Origin of the sequence: Flagellimonas abyssi (assembly GCF_019457905.1) — a bacterium.
GTDB classification, from domain to species: Bacteria; Bacteroidota; Bacteroidia; order Flavobacteriales; family Flavobacteriaceae; genus Flagellimonas; species Flagellimonas abyssi.
Genome location: NZ_JAHZSV010000002.1, coordinates 9590 through 28413, shown reverse-complemented (window position 1 = coordinate 28413; position 18824 = coordinate 9590). Strand labels below are relative to the sequence as shown.

Annotated in this window: 7 protein-coding genes; all 7 read left to right on the top strand. The window is 43.3% G+C overall.

Annotated features, from left to right (window positions below):
* The first annotated feature begins 70 nt into the window (after positions 1 to 70).
* The 7 genes from K1F36_RS02455 to K1F36_RS02425 all read left to right on the top strand — a co-directional run bounded on the left by K1F36_RS02455 (position 71) and on the right by K1F36_RS02425 (position 18807).
* On the top strand, positions 71 to 691 hold the full coding sequence (locus tag K1F36_RS02455; protein WP_220112434.1) for a DUF4159 domain-containing protein: 621 nt from the start codon (positions 71 to 73) through the stop codon (positions 689 to 691).
* A gap of 10 nt (positions 692 to 701) precedes the next feature.
* Positions 702 to 1706, top strand: coding sequence for an AAA family ATPase (locus K1F36_RS02450; RefSeq protein WP_220112394.1), 1005 nt, complete (start codon positions 702 to 704; stop codon positions 1704 to 1706).
* The gene (locus tag K1F36_RS02445; protein ID WP_220112393.1) at positions 1706 to 2605 is read left to right on the top strand and encodes a DUF58 domain-containing protein; all 900 of its coding nucleotides are present in this window, start codon (positions 1706 to 1708) and stop codon (positions 2603 to 2605) included. Before K1F36_RS02450 ends, K1F36_RS02445 begins: the two co-directional genes overlap by 1 nt.
* Positions 2606 to 3883, top strand: a complete 1278-nt coding sequence (locus tag K1F36_RS02440) for a BatA domain-containing protein (protein ID WP_220112392.1) — start codon at positions 2606 to 2608, stop codon at positions 3881 to 3883. It abuts the gene before it with no gap.
* Positions 3880 to 6108 (top strand): tryptophan-rich sensory protein, encoded by a 2229-nt coding sequence (locus K1F36_RS02435; RefSeq protein ID WP_220112391.1) that lies wholly within the window; start codon positions 3880 to 3882, stop codon positions 6106 to 6108. The genes K1F36_RS02440 and K1F36_RS02435 overlap by 4 nt, the downstream gene beginning before the upstream one ends.
* Positions 6101 to 7855, top strand: a complete 1755-nt coding sequence (locus tag K1F36_RS02430; protein ID WP_220112390.1) for a hypothetical protein — start codon at positions 6101 to 6103, stop codon at positions 7853 to 7855. Before K1F36_RS02435 ends, K1F36_RS02430 begins: the two co-directional genes overlap by 8 nt.
* Before the next feature lie 203 nt (positions 7856 to 8058).
* Entirely contained in the window at positions 8059 to 18807 is a 10749-nt protein-coding gene (locus tag K1F36_RS02425; protein ID WP_220112389.1) for a T9SS type B sorting domain-containing protein, read from the top strand.
* The last annotated feature ends 17 nt before the right edge of the window (positions 18808 to 18824 follow it).

Sequence of the window (18824 nt, the reverse complement as noted above, 5' to 3'; positions counted from 1 at the left end):
GTGGTCGGGTTATCCTTGATCGCCAGTTTTTATTTTGACAATAATTTTTTAGCCAACTACCCAAATGGCATTGGATAACGAATTCTTTTTTACACGATTGCAATATGAATCAGGAGATTGGGACGTAGACCAGCGTATGCCTTCCAATCTGTTGAATTCTTTGGTCGAGTACACCACTTTAAAAGTGGATACCCAAGAGAAGATTATTACTTTGGCGAGCGATGATATTTTTAAAAGTCCTTTCTGTTATATCTCTGGGCATAAATTGGTACAGTTCAACAAAAAAGAACGGGAAAACTTTGAAAAATATGTGCGCAATGGCGGTTTTGTCTTTGCCGATGACTGTAACCATGATATTGATGGCCTTTTTGCCAAATCCTTTGAACGCCAGATGGATGAAATATTCGGGCCAGGAGAATTAAAAAAAATACCCAACGACCACGAAATCTACACCATTTTCTTTGAGTTTGATGATGGTCCGCCCACAACATCCCAAGAGCTGAACGGCTGGGGAGACGACCTCGTACACGAATACCTCAAGGCCATTGTGATCGATGGAAGAATTGGGGTGCTCTACAGCAATAAGGATTATGGTTGCGAATGGGATTACGATTTTAGAAACAAACGCTGGTACAAAATTGACAATACCCGATTCGGGGTGAATATTGTGTTATATGCTTTAACCTCTTAAGAATACTAATTTGGATAAAGAATTACAACAAATTGCAAGTGAAGTAGAAGGGCTCTCCGAAAAGCTGACCGCCCTTAAAAAAGAAATTGGCAAAGTAATCATTGGCCAAGAGGATACAGTTTCACAACTGCTCATTACGTTTCTTGCAGGTGGGCACGCCTTGCTCGAAGGAGTTCCGGGATTGGCCAAGACCTTAATGATTCGTACACTTTCCAATGCCATCGATTTAAAGTTCAAAAGGATACAATTTACGCCCGATTTAATGCCATCGGACATTATTGGTACCGAAATTCTGGAGGAGGACCACACCACGGGCAAGAAATTCTTCAAATTCAATAAGGGACCCATCTTTTCCAATATCATTTTGGCGGATGAAATCAATCGTACCCCCCCTAAAACGCAGGCAGCCCTTTTGGAAGCCATGCAAGAGTTTGAGGTGACCTATGGGGACAAAACCTATCCTTTGGATAAACCTTTTTTCATCTTGGCGACCCAAAACCCCATTGAACAATCGGGAACCTTTGTTTTGCCAGAAGCTCAGCAGGATAGATTTTTGCTCTACATCAAAATAGGCTACCCTACAGACCAAGAAGAGACCCAAATTTTAAAGGCCACTACGGGAACCAAAAAAGCCCAACTGAACAAAGTATTGTCGGGAGAAGATATTGTGAGATTGCAGCAGTTGGTACGAGAGGTTTCCATCAGTGATGGACTCATCCAATATGTAAGCGATGTCATAAGGGCTACCCGCCCAGATACATCCAAAGTGGACTATGTAAAACAATGGGTGGACTGGGGTGCAGGCCCGCGTGCAGGACAGGCCATGATATTGACCGCCAAGGCCAATGCACTTTTGGAAGGCCGTTTGGCAGTGACTTTGGAAGATCTGCAAACCGTTGCCTTGCCCGTATTGCGGCACAGGGTGCTCGTAAACTTTAGGGCGGAGGCCGAAGGAATAACCTCAGACACGGTCACAAAAGAGATATTGAAGGCAGTTCAATTAAAGGATAGATAATGGCCTCAAGGGACTACCACGACCTTTTAAAACCTGAAGTCATCAACACCGTATCGGGCCTTAGTCTGATTTCGCGTATTGTGGTGGAAGGCTATACCTCCGGTCTGCACCGGAGCAAGAGCGTAGGCCCTGGCATGGAATTCAGTCAATACAGAGGATACGAACCTGGGGACGACCTTCGGCTACTGGATTGGAAAATGTTGGCCCGGTCGGGTCGGTACTACATCAAACAATCCGAAGTGGAAAGTCATGTTACCATAAAATTTATAGTGGATGCCAGCGCTTCCATGGAGCACGAAGAGCATGGGATTTCCAAATTGGAGTTTGCCCGCGTTGTGGTTGCTTGCTTGTCCCATATGGCACAAAAACAAGGTGACTCGGTAGGCCTTTTTGCATTAAATGAAGATGATTTTGTAAGCATTTACCCAAAAGCTGACCAAAAACACTTCAACCGTTTGCTTTTGGAATTGTTGAACATCTCCACCAAAGGCAAATGGCCGCAACTTTCCATTGCTTCCCGAAGGATTCACAACAGGGGAGAAAAGGAACTGGTATTTTTCCTGACCGATATGTACGAGGATGTTTCCGAGCTGTCTGACTTTGTGAAAAACTTGAAAACGGCACACAATGAAGTGGTGGTGCTTCAAATTATGTCGGGTGCCGAAATGGATTTTGATTACAAAAAATCGGTCACTTTTGAAGATTTGGAAACTGGGGCCAAGGTTAAAGTGGACGTTAACAAGGCCAAAGCGGTCTATTTAAAGTCTTTGGAAGAAAAAATAGAACAGACCAAAGAGCAATTGCTGTCTCAAGGAGTGCACTATCATTTGTTTCGGATGGACAACGACCTCGGCGACGCCTTACAGCTCTTTTTAAAGGAACGAATACGATTGGTATAAATGGTTTTTGCAAATCCGTCATATCTGTGGGCACTTTTGGGAGTTTTGGTTCCCTTGGCCATCCATTTGTGGAGTAAAAAGGAAGCCAAAACCATTAAAATTGGGAGTATCCAACTTTTGGATGAATCCAATTCAAGGCAGTTCAGCAACATTCAATTGAACGAGTGGCTGTTGTTATTGCTCCGGATGTTGATGGTAGCGCTTATCGCATTGTTGATGGCGGGTCCCCAATGGCCAACCAAAGGAGATAGGAAGCAAGTCACATACCTTGTGGAGGCTTCTCTTGCCAACGATGCATCCATCAGCCAAATATTAGATAGTTTACAAGAGAATTCTCCGGTTTTCCTGTTAGCAAATGGTTTTCCAGATTGGGAAGCTGACGGGGATTATCAAATGCACAAGGAACAGCCCAACTATTGGCAATTGGTGCAAAAAATGGATTCTTTACGCTCCGATAGTATTGTGGTCTTCACCAAGGCATTGCAAAAAGGCTTTCGGTCGATGCGACCCAATACCCAAAAGAAAATCCATTGGGTGGTTATGGATTCGGAAGAAACCCAGACCCGTCCCGTAATGGCTTTTCATTGGGATTCCAAAGTGGATTTGGTGACGACTTCAAGCAATAGTGTTGCGACCAAAATAAACCATGAACGTATAGTAGATGGTTTTGAACTCACCACCAATGGCGATAGTCTGCTTTTATTTTCCGATGAACCTCAAATAGTTCCTTTAACAAAGTTGGACACGCTTCACATTAATATGTTCGTGGAAGAAGAGTTTGAACGGGAAGCAAATTATATCAAAGCATCGCTCAGGGCATTATCTACATTTTTGAAATGGGAAATTAGTACTCACCGAGAGGTCGAATCGATGCATGATCAAGCTGATCTGAATATTCTTTTAGGAAAAGAACCCAACAGTAAACAGGAGGGTAAACGGTTGGTGTATCAAGAAAATCCGTTGTCCGAGGAATTGATTGAATCCGGGAAGGAGAAAAATGTATTTTATCTAATATCAAGGCTGAACCCAAAAAATACGGTGGAACAGCGTTTACCGGAGCAATTGTTGGAAATATTGGATTTGGATGAGGATGTTAAGAATTTATTGGCGAGTGCCGATATGCGTCAATTGGATGAGTCACAACTCAGACCGAATTACGTGGAACCTAAGCGAAAAAGGGAAAGAGCGTCCTTTTTGGATATTTCTCTCTGGGTTTTTGGAATCCTTGCCGTGCTGATGATTGTGGAACGGGTGTTATCAAACTATAAAAAACAATGATGGGAGCAGCATCCATAGAACGATTTCAAAAGCGATGGCAGCAATCCAAATACATGGAGGCGCTTCTGTACGCAATTGGATTTGGTGGCCTTGTCTACTTATTGACCCATCATCTTATTTATGGAGTTATAGGTTTTATTGTATCTGCCGCTATAGCCGTTTTTGTTTTGAGACCGTGGAGCATAAGTCAAGAGAATGCCGTGAGCTACATTGATGCCCATTTGCCCCAAGCGGGATTTAGTAGCGGACTTTTATTGTCGCCCTCCAACGAGCTATCGGATTTGTCCAAATTACAGCAATATCGTGTTGCCTCGCAATTGGAACCTATTTTGTCGCAATTGAGACCGCCTCAGAACTTGTTGAAAGCAACCCTTATTATGTTTGCCTTGATTCTTTTGGGGCTTGCGGGAAGGTTTGTATTTTCAAAAGTTGGGAATTCATTGGACGGAAATAAATCAACAAAAGAGCAAATCACGTTTTCACCAAAGGATAGCTTGTCAACATCAATTGAAATTCCAGAGTTGACAGGAACCAAAATTACGGTTCGATATCCAAGTTACACTGGAAAATCAGCATTGAACACATCCGACCCCAATATTAAAGCGGTGCAAGGTTCCAGTATTCAATGGAACTTGGAATTTGATGGAGATGTTCAAGGAGTGCAGCTGGATTTAATGGGCGAACTTATAGATTTTGCTAAAATTGATGGATTATACCGATTGACCAAAAATTTGCAAGCTTCTGGATTTTACAGTTTTACATTTAAAGATTCCGAAGGGAACAATTATGTAAGTGATCTATATTCCTTGGAAATGGTGAAGGATGAACCTCCCATGGTACAGATTGAAGGATTGGATAGTTACAGCTATTTTGAGTTTGATGACGACAAACGATTGATGCTCAATGCCAACATTTCCGATGATTTTGGGATTGATGATGCCTACATTATAGCCACAGTGAGCAAAGGCTCTGGGGAATCCGTAAAGTTTAGGGAAGAGACCATTCGCTTTACCAAAACCATTCCAAAGGGTAACAAACAAATGGAATTAAAGCAACCTTTGGATTTGGCCGCCCTAAAAATGGACCCTGGTGATGAGCTCTATTTTTATGTGGAGGCATTGGACCAAAAAATACCTTCGCCAAACGTTGCGCGCAGCGAGACCTATTTTGCGGTAATCCGGGATACGGTTACCGATATGTTCGCAGTAGAAGGCAACTTGGGGGTGGATTTGATGCCCGACTATTTTAGGAGCCAGCGCCAATTAATTATCGATACCGAAAAACTTATTGCCGATAAACCCAATATTTCTGAAAAAGACTTTAAGTTTAGGAGCAACGAACTGGGGTTTGACCAGAAACAGCTGCGATTAAAATACGGTCAGTTTATGGGGGACGAGACCGAAATGCAAGCGGCGGCCGGAGCAGTTTCCCATGAGCAGGGCGAAGCGGAACACGGTACTGAAGACGGAGAAGAGGATTTGCTGGATGAGTACAGCCACAAACACGATAGCGAAAACGAGCACAATTTAGTGGAAGAACATGACCATGAAAATGAGAGACAGGAAGAAGATGAAGACCCACTACACGATTATCTGCACAACCATTCCGACCCGGAAGAATCCACCTTGTTCGAGAAATCCTTGAAAGCAAAGCTTCGGGATGCCTTGAACATTATGTGGGATGCAGAACTTCATCTGCGACTATATGAGCCCGAAAAATCGTTGCCGTTCCAGTACGATGCCCTGGCAATCATACAAGAAATTAAAAACAGTGCGCGTATTTATGTCCACCGTATTGGTTTTGACCCTCCACCCATCAAAGAAGAAAATAGGTTGAGCGGCGATGTTGAAGACATCACCAATTATGATAAGCGACAGGAATTCGAGTATCAAAAATCTTTTGCATCCACAAGGGAAGCCATATCCCGTTTGGAAGCTCTCATCCAAGATAAAAAACCATTTGATGCCATGGATAGTGCTCTTTTTGTTGATGCAGGAAACGAACTGGCACAAAAGGCCATTTCGCAACCCTTAAAATATATTAAGGTGTTGCAAGGACTACGCGATTTGGAAAAGGCCGCCAACAGGTCCAAGAAAAACTATATGGAAGTACAGAAAAATCTGTTGTCGGTTTTGCCCCAAATGGAGGACGTTCCCATGAAAAGGACCAGATATGATAGTGAGATCAATTTGTTGTACTTAAAAGAACTGGGCGTTTATGAATGATGGTGTGGTGTTTTTGAACCAGAATCTTTTTTGGCCCGTGATCATCGTAGGACTGGTCCTGATGGCAGTTTTTGTCTGGAAGGAATGGTCCCAACGCGCGGAGGGTAGGTTTTGGCTTAAGTTGGTAGCCGCTTTTTTGGCTATAGTTTCATTGATGCTGATTGTCCTCAAACCAAGTACCTATCAAGATTCCGTGCGAGGAAAGGGAATTGTATTGACGGATGGGTATCGCTCTTCCCAGCTGGATAGTTTAAAATCCATCTACAAACGTATCAAAACCGAAGAATATTCAAAAGGGCGTACGTTGTCCCTTTTAACGGAGGTGGATTCCATTTTTCTGTTGGGACATGGATTGGAACCATTTGATTTTTGGCAGGTAGAGAATAAATCCGTTGCTTTTTTAGGGAGTGATGAGATGGAAGGGTGGATCGTGATTTCCAGAAATAACGAAATGATTTTAGGTGAACCTTTGGAAATAAGGGCCAAATACGCGAAGCCCAAAGCAGGTCATTGGGCCATTTTAGCTGATAATACCGAAAATCCTTTGGATTCGGTGTTTTTTGAAGAAACAAATGCTCAGATGGTAACGCTCAGCGCAGAGCCGAAAGCAAGTGGCCAATTTGTATACCATCTTTTGGAAAAAAATGGAGATGGTGAAGTTCTATCCAATGAGCCGGTACCTATTCAGGTAAAGGAGGGAAGACCCTTAAAAATTCTAATGGTCAATACATTTCCAACTTTTGAGACGAAATACCTCAAAAACTTCTTAACCGAAAAAGGGCATGAAGTTTTGGCACGGATCCAACTGACTAAGGGCAAATACAAGTTTGAGTATTTCAATGGGGCATCTGGCACCATTTATGGTTTCACTTCTGAAAACTTGAAGGATTACGACCTATTGATTATCGATACGGATTCGTACACCAGTTTGGGACGTGCCTCAAAAGAAGCGATGGAAGAGATTTCTGCTTCGGAAGGTCTTGGAATTTTTATTCAGGCCGACGAAGGTTTGTTCAGGCTTTCAGAAAGGCAATCGCCATTTAGGTTCAATCGGGATTATGTGACCGAAATCGCATTGGGTCAGCCCGTGCATACCTTGCCAAAATATCCTTACGCATTCCAACAAAACTTGCGCACCCAAGAGATTTTGATGGATTCCGTTGTCGTGGCGGCCTACTTACCAATTCAAAAAGGGAAAATCGGTACAACCTTGCTCCAGAATACGTATCAATTGATTTTGGATGGCAAGGAAACACTTTATGCCCGAATCTGGACCAAGATACTCAACACTATTGCACGGGAGCAGGAAACTGCGGTAGTGTGGAGGTCGCTTACCCAAATTCCCAAACTGGATGAGCCCTTTGAGTTTGAATTACAAACATTGCTAACGGATGTCGAGGTTACCACGGAAGAAGGTGCTAGAATCCCATTGCTTCAAGATATTTTGATACCGGGTAAATTTACGGGTACGGTTTACCCTAGAAAAACGGGATGGAACCAGCTTCAGGTTGCCAATGACTCCATTTCGCCATGGTTCTATTTTGTGTATGATGACGGTCAACTTCAAAACATCCATCAATCCGAATTAAGGAATGCCAATCATCAAAAATTCGGGTCAAGCAGCACTTTTGATGATTTAAAGTCGGTCTCAAAAAAGGAACTTCAAGCCATAACTCCGTTTTGGTTCTATCTCATACTTCTTTTATCGCTGGGCTGGTTATGGTTGGAGCCCAAATTATCGTCCTGATTTACAACTATTAAGCCATGTCGTATGCAGCAAATCCCTAGTTTTTAAGGGATTTCTTCGATTTAGAATAGTTCTAAACAGCAGTATACGTAGGGTTTGCAACATATTACTAGTCTTCCACAACATAAGATTCACCACGTTTTCTTCTTTGGATAGATTTGTTACCGCAGTTAAATAACCAAGCACTATCCAAAACCTCAAGCATGAATTATAAGTTCTTTGCTATGAACTCAAAAAGGGGCCTATCCCTGTTGTTTTTTATAGCTTTTGTATCGCTGTCCCAAGCACAACTTTCTGTACCATTCGAACCCAGATTGCCAGGTGACAATATGAAGGTAAAAGGAGATTTGGTATATGTGGCCAATAATATTGTGAGCATTGCCAGTGATCCTAATACTAATTATAATGGAAGTTCTAGTAACCAGAACGTTACTATGGCTTATATCGATATTGATGGGGACCCGACTACTTTTAGTTCCAGTAGTGCCGAGTTGAACGCACCAAGTTGTTCTGCGGTGGTATATGCGGGCCTATATTGGGGTGGTATATACAGGGATACTAACAGGGACGACCCATACAAACAGGTAAAATTTAAAATTCCTGGAGGTTCTTATGTGGATATAGGCCCCAACAGTGATCCAGAGTTTCAGTATGAACAAATCTATGATAAGGATGGTGATAGGGACGGAGACGGTGTAACGGACCCGGGCATTGTGGATGTGGATTATTTGAGCGGGGTCAATATGACCTCTTATCTCAATTATGCGGAGGTCACACATTTACTTTCAGGTCTTAGCGATCCCAATGGTGAGTATACAGTGGCCAATGTAGTAGCTTCTACTGCGGAGAGCAATGTAAGTGCAGGTTGGACCATGGTAGTGATATACGAGAACCAGAACTCGACAAGCAAGTATATTTCCACTTTTGATGGGTATGCAGCAATGGGGAGTACCTATTCCCAAACAAACGTACCTTTCAGCGGTTTTAAAACTGTTCCGGCACCTTTACCGGTCAATGCTGTAATTGGGGCCAGTACAATTGATGGTGACCGCATAAATGGACCAAGTATGCGTTTTAGGGCAAATCCAACCGATAGCTGGACCTATCTGAGCGATGCGATAAACCCCAGCAACAACGTATTTAACAGTACTATAAGTCACCTTGGAAGCTGGGTGGATACCCGTACCCCTGCAAGTAGGAACACTTTGGGCTGGGATGCCGATATATTGAACCTGCCCAATGCTGGAAACTCAGTGTTGCCCAACGATCATGATAGCGGTGAAGTATTGATCAGTACATCCAGTGAAGGTGTTATTCTTTTCCTTACCACAGTTGCGGTTGAAATCATCAACCCGGAAATTATAGTAGAGAAAAAGGTAAAAGACCTTGTTGGAAACGATATCACCGGAGATGGTGTCAATCTTGGACAGTCCTTGGAGTATGTTTTACGATTTTGGAACCGGGGTAACGACGATGCTACCAATTTTACCATTCGTGATGTACTTCCTGATAATGTCAATTTAAACAATATAGATTTATCCGGTGCTCCTGGTGTTACCATGACAACCAGTGGTACGGATCCAGAAGAAATAATTTTTGAAGTACCGGATGCATTGGTAACGGAAGGAGGAAACACTTATGAAATAATCATTCGTGTCGAGGTATCCGATAACTGTCACGATTTTGTTGCAGCCTGTAGTTCTACCATTCATAATACCGCATTCTCCACATACGATGGAGTTACAAGCGGTCAGACCATTTCAAATGACCCGAGTGTATCCAATGTGAACAGTTGTGGCTTTGTGACCAATGGGGCCACCAACTTTTTATTGGACGATTTGACCAATTGTGTTTTTGAAAGTGAAATCCAAATCTGTGGCGCTAGCACCGTAATTACAGCAGGACAGGGCTACGATACCTACACTTGGTACCGTGATTTGAACCAAAATGGCCAAATTGATGCAACCGATACGGTTTATACCGATGGAGATTCAGATAATGACCCAACAACGGTTACTGTGCAAGAGACAGGAAATTACTTGGTTAGAAAAGAATCTGCCAGTTGTGGAACCAATATTGAATCTATGGAGGTGACACGTTTTGGAACAACTCAGGTAAACCCAATAATCACTTACTTCAACAATTTGAATGGGGATGCCGATACCACAAACGATATACAAGGTGAAATAGTGACCTGTGCGAATGATGGTTCACAGCTGCCGCAAATATTTCTATGCGGAACAAACGATACGCAGGATATCGTCCTGAATATTACGGATGCCCAGGCCATTAGATGGGAAAAATTGGACGAAGCCAGCTGTGCCGCGACCAATCCCGATTGTCCAAATACGCAAATGGGCTGTATATGGAATCAAGTGGAGACAGGAAACTCCTTCACAGCCAATACAGGAGGGCGTTATAGGCTCGTATTGTCATATGCAGGTGGATGTAACAGCATTTTCTACTTTGATGTATTTCAGAACAATCTTGATTTTGATTATGATACGCAGAATATTTTTTGTTCCACTGATGGACATATCAGAATTCAAAATGTAGGTTCTGGATATGGCTATCAATTGGTGGATACATCATCGGAAACAGTCTTGATTTCCTATACCGATAACAATGGACCTAATTTTAACATTAGTACCCCAGGAACTTACCGTGTTGATTTTACCCAATTGGACCCAGTCACAGGAGACCCTTTGGACGGTAGCTGTGTCTTCAGTACCGAAGAAATAGGGATACAACAAAGAGACCTTAGTATCAGTCTGACCACAGAACCGGTAACTTGTTTGGGGCAGGGCAGTGTTCGAATCCAGGCGACCCAAGCAAGGGCCAATTATGGTTATGTTTTATACGAGGATGACGGTTCTGGAAATCCGGGAACCTTTGTAAATCAGAATTTGGCAAATGCCAATAGTGACTTTACCTTCGAAAACCTTCTTGCTGGAGATTATGTGGTAGTTGTGGGTACAGATGATGGATGTGTAGAAACCGAGGCGTTTACCATAGTGGAAATTCCCAATCCATTAGTTACTGCATCAACCACCAAACAAATAACCTGTACTGATGGTACTATAACATTGAGTGCTTCACAAGGTGATCCAAGTCCATCCTATTTATATGCCATTTGGGCAAAAGATGGCAGCACATCTTACTCGGGTATCTCAGATATCCCTTCCATTGAATTTCAAAGGGATACCATTGCCCCGGGAGTTTTCAATTTTCCATCGGGGGAAGAAGGGACGTACCAATTTGTGGTGGTGGACGGTAACAATTGTTGGGCACTTTCCAATGAAGTCACAATTAATGATTTGGGAAGTCTAACCGTAGCAGCTCCGACCATCGACTCGGAGATTACCTGCGAAGGATCCAATACAGGACAGGTTACCATGAACGTATCAGGGTCCCAAACTCCTTATACTTATAGTATCGATGATTGGGCCACGCAACAAAGCGACCCGACTTTTGTGAATTTATCACCGGGAACCTATACCATTAGAGTGAGAAGCGCTGATGGTTGCGAAGACAGCACAACTTTTACGTTGGACGACCCGGAAACCTTCAAGGCAAATGCTGGTATTTCCAGTACTGGGACTTGTGACGCAAATGGTAATTCTGAAGTAAGGTTTACCAATATTGAAGGAGGGACCGCACCATACGAATTTAGTTTTGATGGGGGAAGTTCCTTCATTGCCGACGACCCGATGGATCCTTCGGTAAGAATTGGTCTGTTGCCACCAGGGAATCATATTTTGGTTGCCAGAGATGCCAGGGGGTGCCAAATTACATTGCCGATAACCATAGACCCACCATTGCCAATTCCAAACTTTGATTTGGATTTAGCTTATGATTGTGACGGGAATGGAAATGTGGTGCTAACTCCGGACCAAACGGTTTACGATTATAGCTATTCCATAAATACATCGCCCAGTGCAACAACATCCACCGATGGTACTTTTTCTGGGATTGCACCGGGAACCTATACCATTACTGCAGAATATGCAGAGAGTGACCCGCCAAACCCAAGTGTACTGTTGCTAGAGGACTTTGGGAGCGGACCTACCGTTGATAGTCCTTATGTATTGGGCTATACTTATGAAGACCAAGTTGGTAGTAATACACAAATCAATGATTTCGATTATTCCATTACTAGCTATATAGTTTCTCCTTTTGGGCCATGGATAAGGCCAACGGACCATACTTCTGGAGGCTCCGATTCCAATGGTAGATATTTGGTAATCAATGTAGGTTCTCCGGCACCAGGTCAAATAATCTATCAAAAACCAATTAAGGACATTATACCCAATCAAGATATGCGTATTTCCTTCGCGGCAATCAATTTGTTGGGAAGCGGAAGTCAATTAGACCCAGATATTTATGTGCAGATGAGAATACCTGGCACAAGTACTGTAATAGGTGAAGTTCAGACCAATGATATCCCAAAGAACCGAATTTGGAACACCTTTGATTTTACCATAAACCCAGGGGTGCATACCGAACTGGATTTTATTCTGATTTCCAAAAAAATAGGCAATAGCGGTAACGATGTGGCCATCGACGATATTTTGGTGGAACAGGTACCAGAATCTTGTCCAAGAACCATGGATATTCCCGTAGTCATAGAAGCAGGAAATGGCTTTGGCGCAACGGTAATCGGTCATACAGATATTTCTTGTAACGGAGCAAACGATGGTTCCATCACGTTTGAAGTGGAAAATTTTGATGCCATTGCAGGCTTTGAGTATTCCATGGATGGTGGAAGCAACTGGATTGCATCAACAACATCACCTGTGACTACGGCAACAACGTTGTCCAGCGGTACCCAAAGTGTAATTGTCCGTAAGGCAGATGATACAAGCTGCTCCATTGCACTCAACCAAGATATTGACGAGCCAGCAGTTCTTGCCATAAACCCAAGTATTCTACAAAGTCCAAGCTGTAATGATCCATTGGGAAGTATCGAAGCAACGGTAACAGGAGGGACACCAACATACGAGTATGCCTTGGAGAATGGTTTAGGAGGTTCTATTGTGGCCTTCCCAAATCCAACAGGAAATACATTCAACGGTCTTGCTGCTGGTGATTATGTGATTATTGCACGTGATATTTCTGGTTGTGAGATAAGAAGTAACATCATAACATTGGATGCTCCAGATACATTGGCCTATGATGTAAGTTACACCAGTTGTTATGACGGTGGCAATAATGCATCAATCGATATTACCGTAACTTCAGGAAATGGAGGATATCTCTTCCAGATTGATGGAGGACCATGGCAAAGTCCAAATCCAAGTACACCGGATACCTATACCTTTTCAGGATTGGCCAGTGGTACGTACGATATTAATGTAAAAGATGCTTTTGGATGTGAGGATACAGTAACCCAAGTTACCATTGATGCACAATTATTGATAAATGTTACTGCAACGGATGTTAGTAGCTGCGCGGATGGTTCTATCAATGTGACGGCAACAGGGGGTACACCGAATTATGAATATGCTTTTGTACCGACAGGGGATGATCCTAGTGGTTCGTTCTCAACTACGGATACCTTTCCAGTAGTTGCAGGTGATGAAGGAGATTATGATGTATATGTAAGGGACAATTCGAACAATAGCCCATATTGTGAATATGTGGAGACGGTAACAATAAACCCGGCTACCCCTTTGACCATGACAGCTTCTCCATCCGATCCCCAATGTCATGATGGAAATGGCAGCATGCTCATCAACATCATTTCTGGAATAAGCCCTTATACCATTCAAATCATCGATGTGGATAATGGAGGGGCTTCTAATCGTACAGATACCAATGTGTTGTTGACGAGCAGAACTTATTATAATCTTTCACCTGGAAACTATACCATCAACATAACCGATGCCACAGGTTGTACCATTACTGATACACAAACGATAAACAATCCAGATGAGTTGACTGCGGATACCCTACCCATTTTACCTTCTAATTGTGATCCCGACCCGAACCTCTATGGCTTTGAGTTTGATAATTATCCTTTGACACTTAACGGAACTCTTGAATTTAGTGGAGATGGTGGTTTGACTTGGCAGACGAGTGACACTTTTATGGGAGCAGCTTTTGCGTCGGGAACGACAGTAAACCCATCCATTCGAACCATTGATGGGTCAAACAACGTAATTTGTGAAACAGATTTACCCTCGTTCATTATGCCTTATCCTTTGGATGATTTGGACATTACCATTTCTGCCATAATAGTGGATTGTAATGAGCTTCAGGTAACTGTACAAGGTGAGGAAGGTCTTGCCCCCTATGAATATGCCTATTCTGATGACCCGGCAAATTTTGACCCCACAACAGCCACATGGATTCCAGGTGAGAATATTGATAATGAAGGTTTTTCGGTTCCAGCAGGACATGGAAAATTTACATGGACGGGACTGGTACCCGGACGAACCTATGTATTCTATGTAAAGGATGACTCCGGCACAGATGGTTGTACAAGACAAAGCACGGTTAATGTAAATAATATTGCCCCTCCCCCTGTGTCTATCACGAGTGAGGTAACACCTTCTTGTGGTGGTCTTGACAACGGACAAATAACTTATACCATCACAGAAGATACACCTGGACAATTGGGAGGAACATTTGATTGGGAACTTTTCGAAATTTCCAATACTTCTGTACCTGTTAGTTCAGGAACAGTCAGTGGATTCACTTCAGGAGATTCCTTCACCACACCTACAGCTCCATTGTCTGGTCTTGAACCTGGCACATATTATGTGGAAATCCAAGGTGCGTCTCCAAATAATTGTTTTGTTGGAAGTGAAAATGCTATTTTGACAGAACTTGAACCGCTCAATGGTACTTTGAATGTTCTTCAGGATATCAGCTGCAATAATCCAGGACTGATTGAAGTACAAAACCCAACTGGCGGTGGTGGAATCTATACCTATACAGTTACAGGACCTCTGCCATTTACAACTATAACAGCTACGTCGGACAATCCTATTGAAATTCCCGCAAATTCGCCTTCCGGAACATATACTGTGGAAATCAATGACCAATATGGTGATTGCCCAGTAAGTTTGGGAACAGTGCATTTGGATTTGGCCCCTAAACCAGTAATAGATGGCGTAAGCGTGGAAAATTGCGCCATGCCCGCCACGGTTAGGGTAAACAGCTCATCAACTAATATTTTGTATTCCATAGATGGTGGAACCACATATCTCAATAATGGTGGAGTGTTCAATGGAATCACTCCTGGTACTTATACTGTTGCCATAATAGATGACAATGGCTGTTCAGCCACACAATCTTTAACAGTTAATCCACCACTTCAGGCAAATGCCCAATTGACCAAACTTATCGATTGTTCCAGTACACCGGATGGCACTATTGAAATCGAAGCGTTACAAGGTTCGGGCAGTTACGATTATTCAGTGGAAAACTTGACCACATCATCTCCTGAGGTTGCTAAAACATCCATGGGAGGTAATTCCATTGAATTCCATCCCACAACCGCAGGACAATATGAAATCAAAGTGTACGTGGATGCGACAACAGACCATGAAGCATGCGAGCGTACATTTACAATAGTCGTTCCCGACCCAATAGAACCAGACTTCACCGCCACACCAAAAGATGTGAGCTGCCATGGAGCAAATGATGGAAGTATTGCACTAAGACAGACCGATAATGGTATCACCCCATTGACCTATGAACTGTTGGATAGCGGATTGAACCCAATACCATCAGGTGATTTCGCTTGGGATGCCACCACACGGACATTCAACGATTTGGCTCCTGGAGATTATGTGGTAAGGGCAACAGGCACCAATGATTGTACTTCGGACATTAGTGTTCCGACAATCAATGAACCAACTCCAATCGCTGTGACCATTCCAGCTGCGGATGTGGTACAGTTTGGATGTGCCGCAGGAAATAACCCTGATAATGCAAGCATAACGGTAAATTCAATTACCGGTGGAACCGGAACTTATGTTCGATATGAGTTTGTTGACCCATCAAGCAATGTGGTTCAAAATGGAAACAACAACCAACTTATAATTTCAAATAGAGCAGGAGGTACCTATACCATCAATGTGTATGATGATACGGGATGTATGGGAACTACCACCGCTACTATTCAACAGTTTGATGAGCTACAGGATGCGACCATAAATGTGGATTACGACATTTCTTGTGCCAACGGAGGAGAGACTATCACCATTACCGCACAAGGTTTGTTGTCGGATTCCACTACAGGGCCTCATGACTATGAATTTGAGGAAGTTTCAACGGGCAATACCAACGCTGTCGGAACCTTCACGGGACTACAGGTAGGATTGCATTCCTACCGAGTAACCAATACAGATACGGGCTGTTCCATAATCGTTACTCACAATGTGGAAGAAATCGAACAGTTCCAAATCAATATGGTCGAAGATGCTCCAGTGGTATGTGCAGGTGACGATGCCCAATATCATTTTGAACTAACAGGAGGATATTCCGGTGATTTCACTTGGACCGTTTACAATACCAATGGCACATTGAGCGATACAAGTGACGATACGCAATACGGTCCTTCAGGAAGCGGAAGCGGAACAACCAGCGGAAATATTGATTTGCCCAAGGGCACTTACCGTGTTGAGGTGGTTCAGGGCGACTTCCCCTTCTGTACCGAGGAAACCACGATTACCGTAGGCGGAGCAGATGCTGTTTTGGATGCGACCATCACTGAGATTGGCAATGCATCTTGCGCAAACGACCAAGGAAGGTTGTCGGTTACGCCAACGGGAGGTATTGCTCCGTACACAATTTCGATACCTTCTTTGGGAATATCGCAGACCAATGTATACAGTTATGTGTTCACCAATTTGAACGACGGAACTTATACCATCGAAGTTACCGATGCGGCGGGTTGTACCAACGACACGTTGAGCGGAACCATTCAAACCGTAGATCCCTTATTGGCGGATATTACACCGGCCACCCAAACTTTGGATTGTATCGGTGATTCCGACGGAAGCATTGCGGCTACGTTGACATCTGGTGGTGTGGGAACTGTATTGTATAGCTTAAATAGAATTGAAAATGGAAGTGTCGTCACGACTACTTCAACACAAATAGCAAACACTTTTAGTAATTTGAGCGCCGGAACGTATTCCATCAATATAAGTGATGATGCGGGTTGTACCGTTACAACTACCGAGGTTGTAATTAATGATCCTACCCCGGTGAGGGCGAATCTGGTTATGTCAAGTATACTTACCTGTGATACCCCTGCCCAGTTGACACTAACGGTATCGGGAGGAACCCCATTAATGCCCGGGAATGTGTATCAATATAGTACATCAGAATCAGGTCCTTTTACCGATATGTCTGGTGGAACCACCCACGTTTTTGATGTAAGTCCGAGCACTGCCCCATATCAGTTTTACGTAATTGATGCGAACGGTTGTGACCCCGTATTAAGTAGTGGCGTTACCGTAATCGATGTTGTTCCATTGACCGCCGTAGTAGAAAACTATAATCCTCATGTAAACTGTAATGGTGATAGCACCGCATTCATTTCCGTAGATGCGGATGGAGGTCTAGGAAACTACGTTTATGGACTGTACCAAGATAGTGCCATGACCATTCCAGTGGCACCGACCAATTCAAACGGCTACTTTGATGGACTTGCGCAAGGTACCTACTATGCAGGAGTAATCAGTGGTGATTGTGAATGGGTATCAGGAGCCATAAATGTTACGGAACCAGCACCTCTTGCAATTACCAGCGATCTTACCGATGTTACTTGTATGGGTGCTGATGATGGTAGCATTGTTCTTAATGTATCTGGGGGGACAGCAGGCTATCAGTATGCAATTTCACCCAACCTGAACCAATTTGTTGATGAAGGAGCATTCACAGATCTTGCGGCCGGTGATTATACGGTGATAGTACAAGATGCCAACGGATGTTTTGAAGTATTGGACTTTACCATTACCCAACCGGATGCCCTCACCGTTACCTCCACGGCGGAACATCAGATTTGTTTTGGCAGTGAGGATGGTTTGATCAACTTGGAAGTCCAAGGCGGAACAGCTCCATATAGCACAAGCTTGAACTCTAGTCAAGATGAGAATTTTGTAGAGGGACAGATGGGTTATGGCAACCTGGCCAGTGGTGACTACGTAGTATTTATAAGAGATGCGAATGGTTGTATGACGACCGAAATTGTTACCATAAACCCAGGGGTAAACTTGGAAGGCACCGTGGAGGTGGTCTACGAGTGCGATGGTGATTCACCAACGAACTATCTAGATATCAGTTTTGAAGACCAAAGTGTTATCGCAGACTTATTGTACGGCTTGGATTCCAATGACCCGAACGATATGGTCCTGACCCCGGATTTCACCAACTTGGCACCAGGGGAACATACCCTTACCGTGGCCCACGCCAATGGTTGTGACCGTACCTTTACTTTTGAAGTGGAAGGATTTGATCCATTGACCTTGGAATTAAGTAATGACAACATCAATGAGATAACGGCCACCGTCACAGGAGGTAATCCTGACTACACCTTTGAGGTAGATGGGGTGTCTTATGGAGATGACAATACATTCTTGATTCGTGAGACAGCGACTTACGCTGTAACCGTTACCGATGAAAATGGATGTAGCGTTACCCAGGAAATCTTTATGGAGTTCATCGATATTGAGATCCCGAATTTCTTTACACCAGATGGTGATGGGTTGAACGATACTTGGAAGCCAAGGAACATTGAAGTATTCCCGAACATCACCATATCCATTTTTGATAGGTATGGAAGAAGCATATACAAAATGTTGCAAGATACCGATCCATGGGACGGTTTCTATAATCAGGCTGATTTGCCGACAGGTGATTATTGGTATATCATCAAACTAAATGGTGATGAGGATACCAGGGAATTTGTTGGGCACTTTACCCTGTACAGGTAAACGTACTAAATATCCAA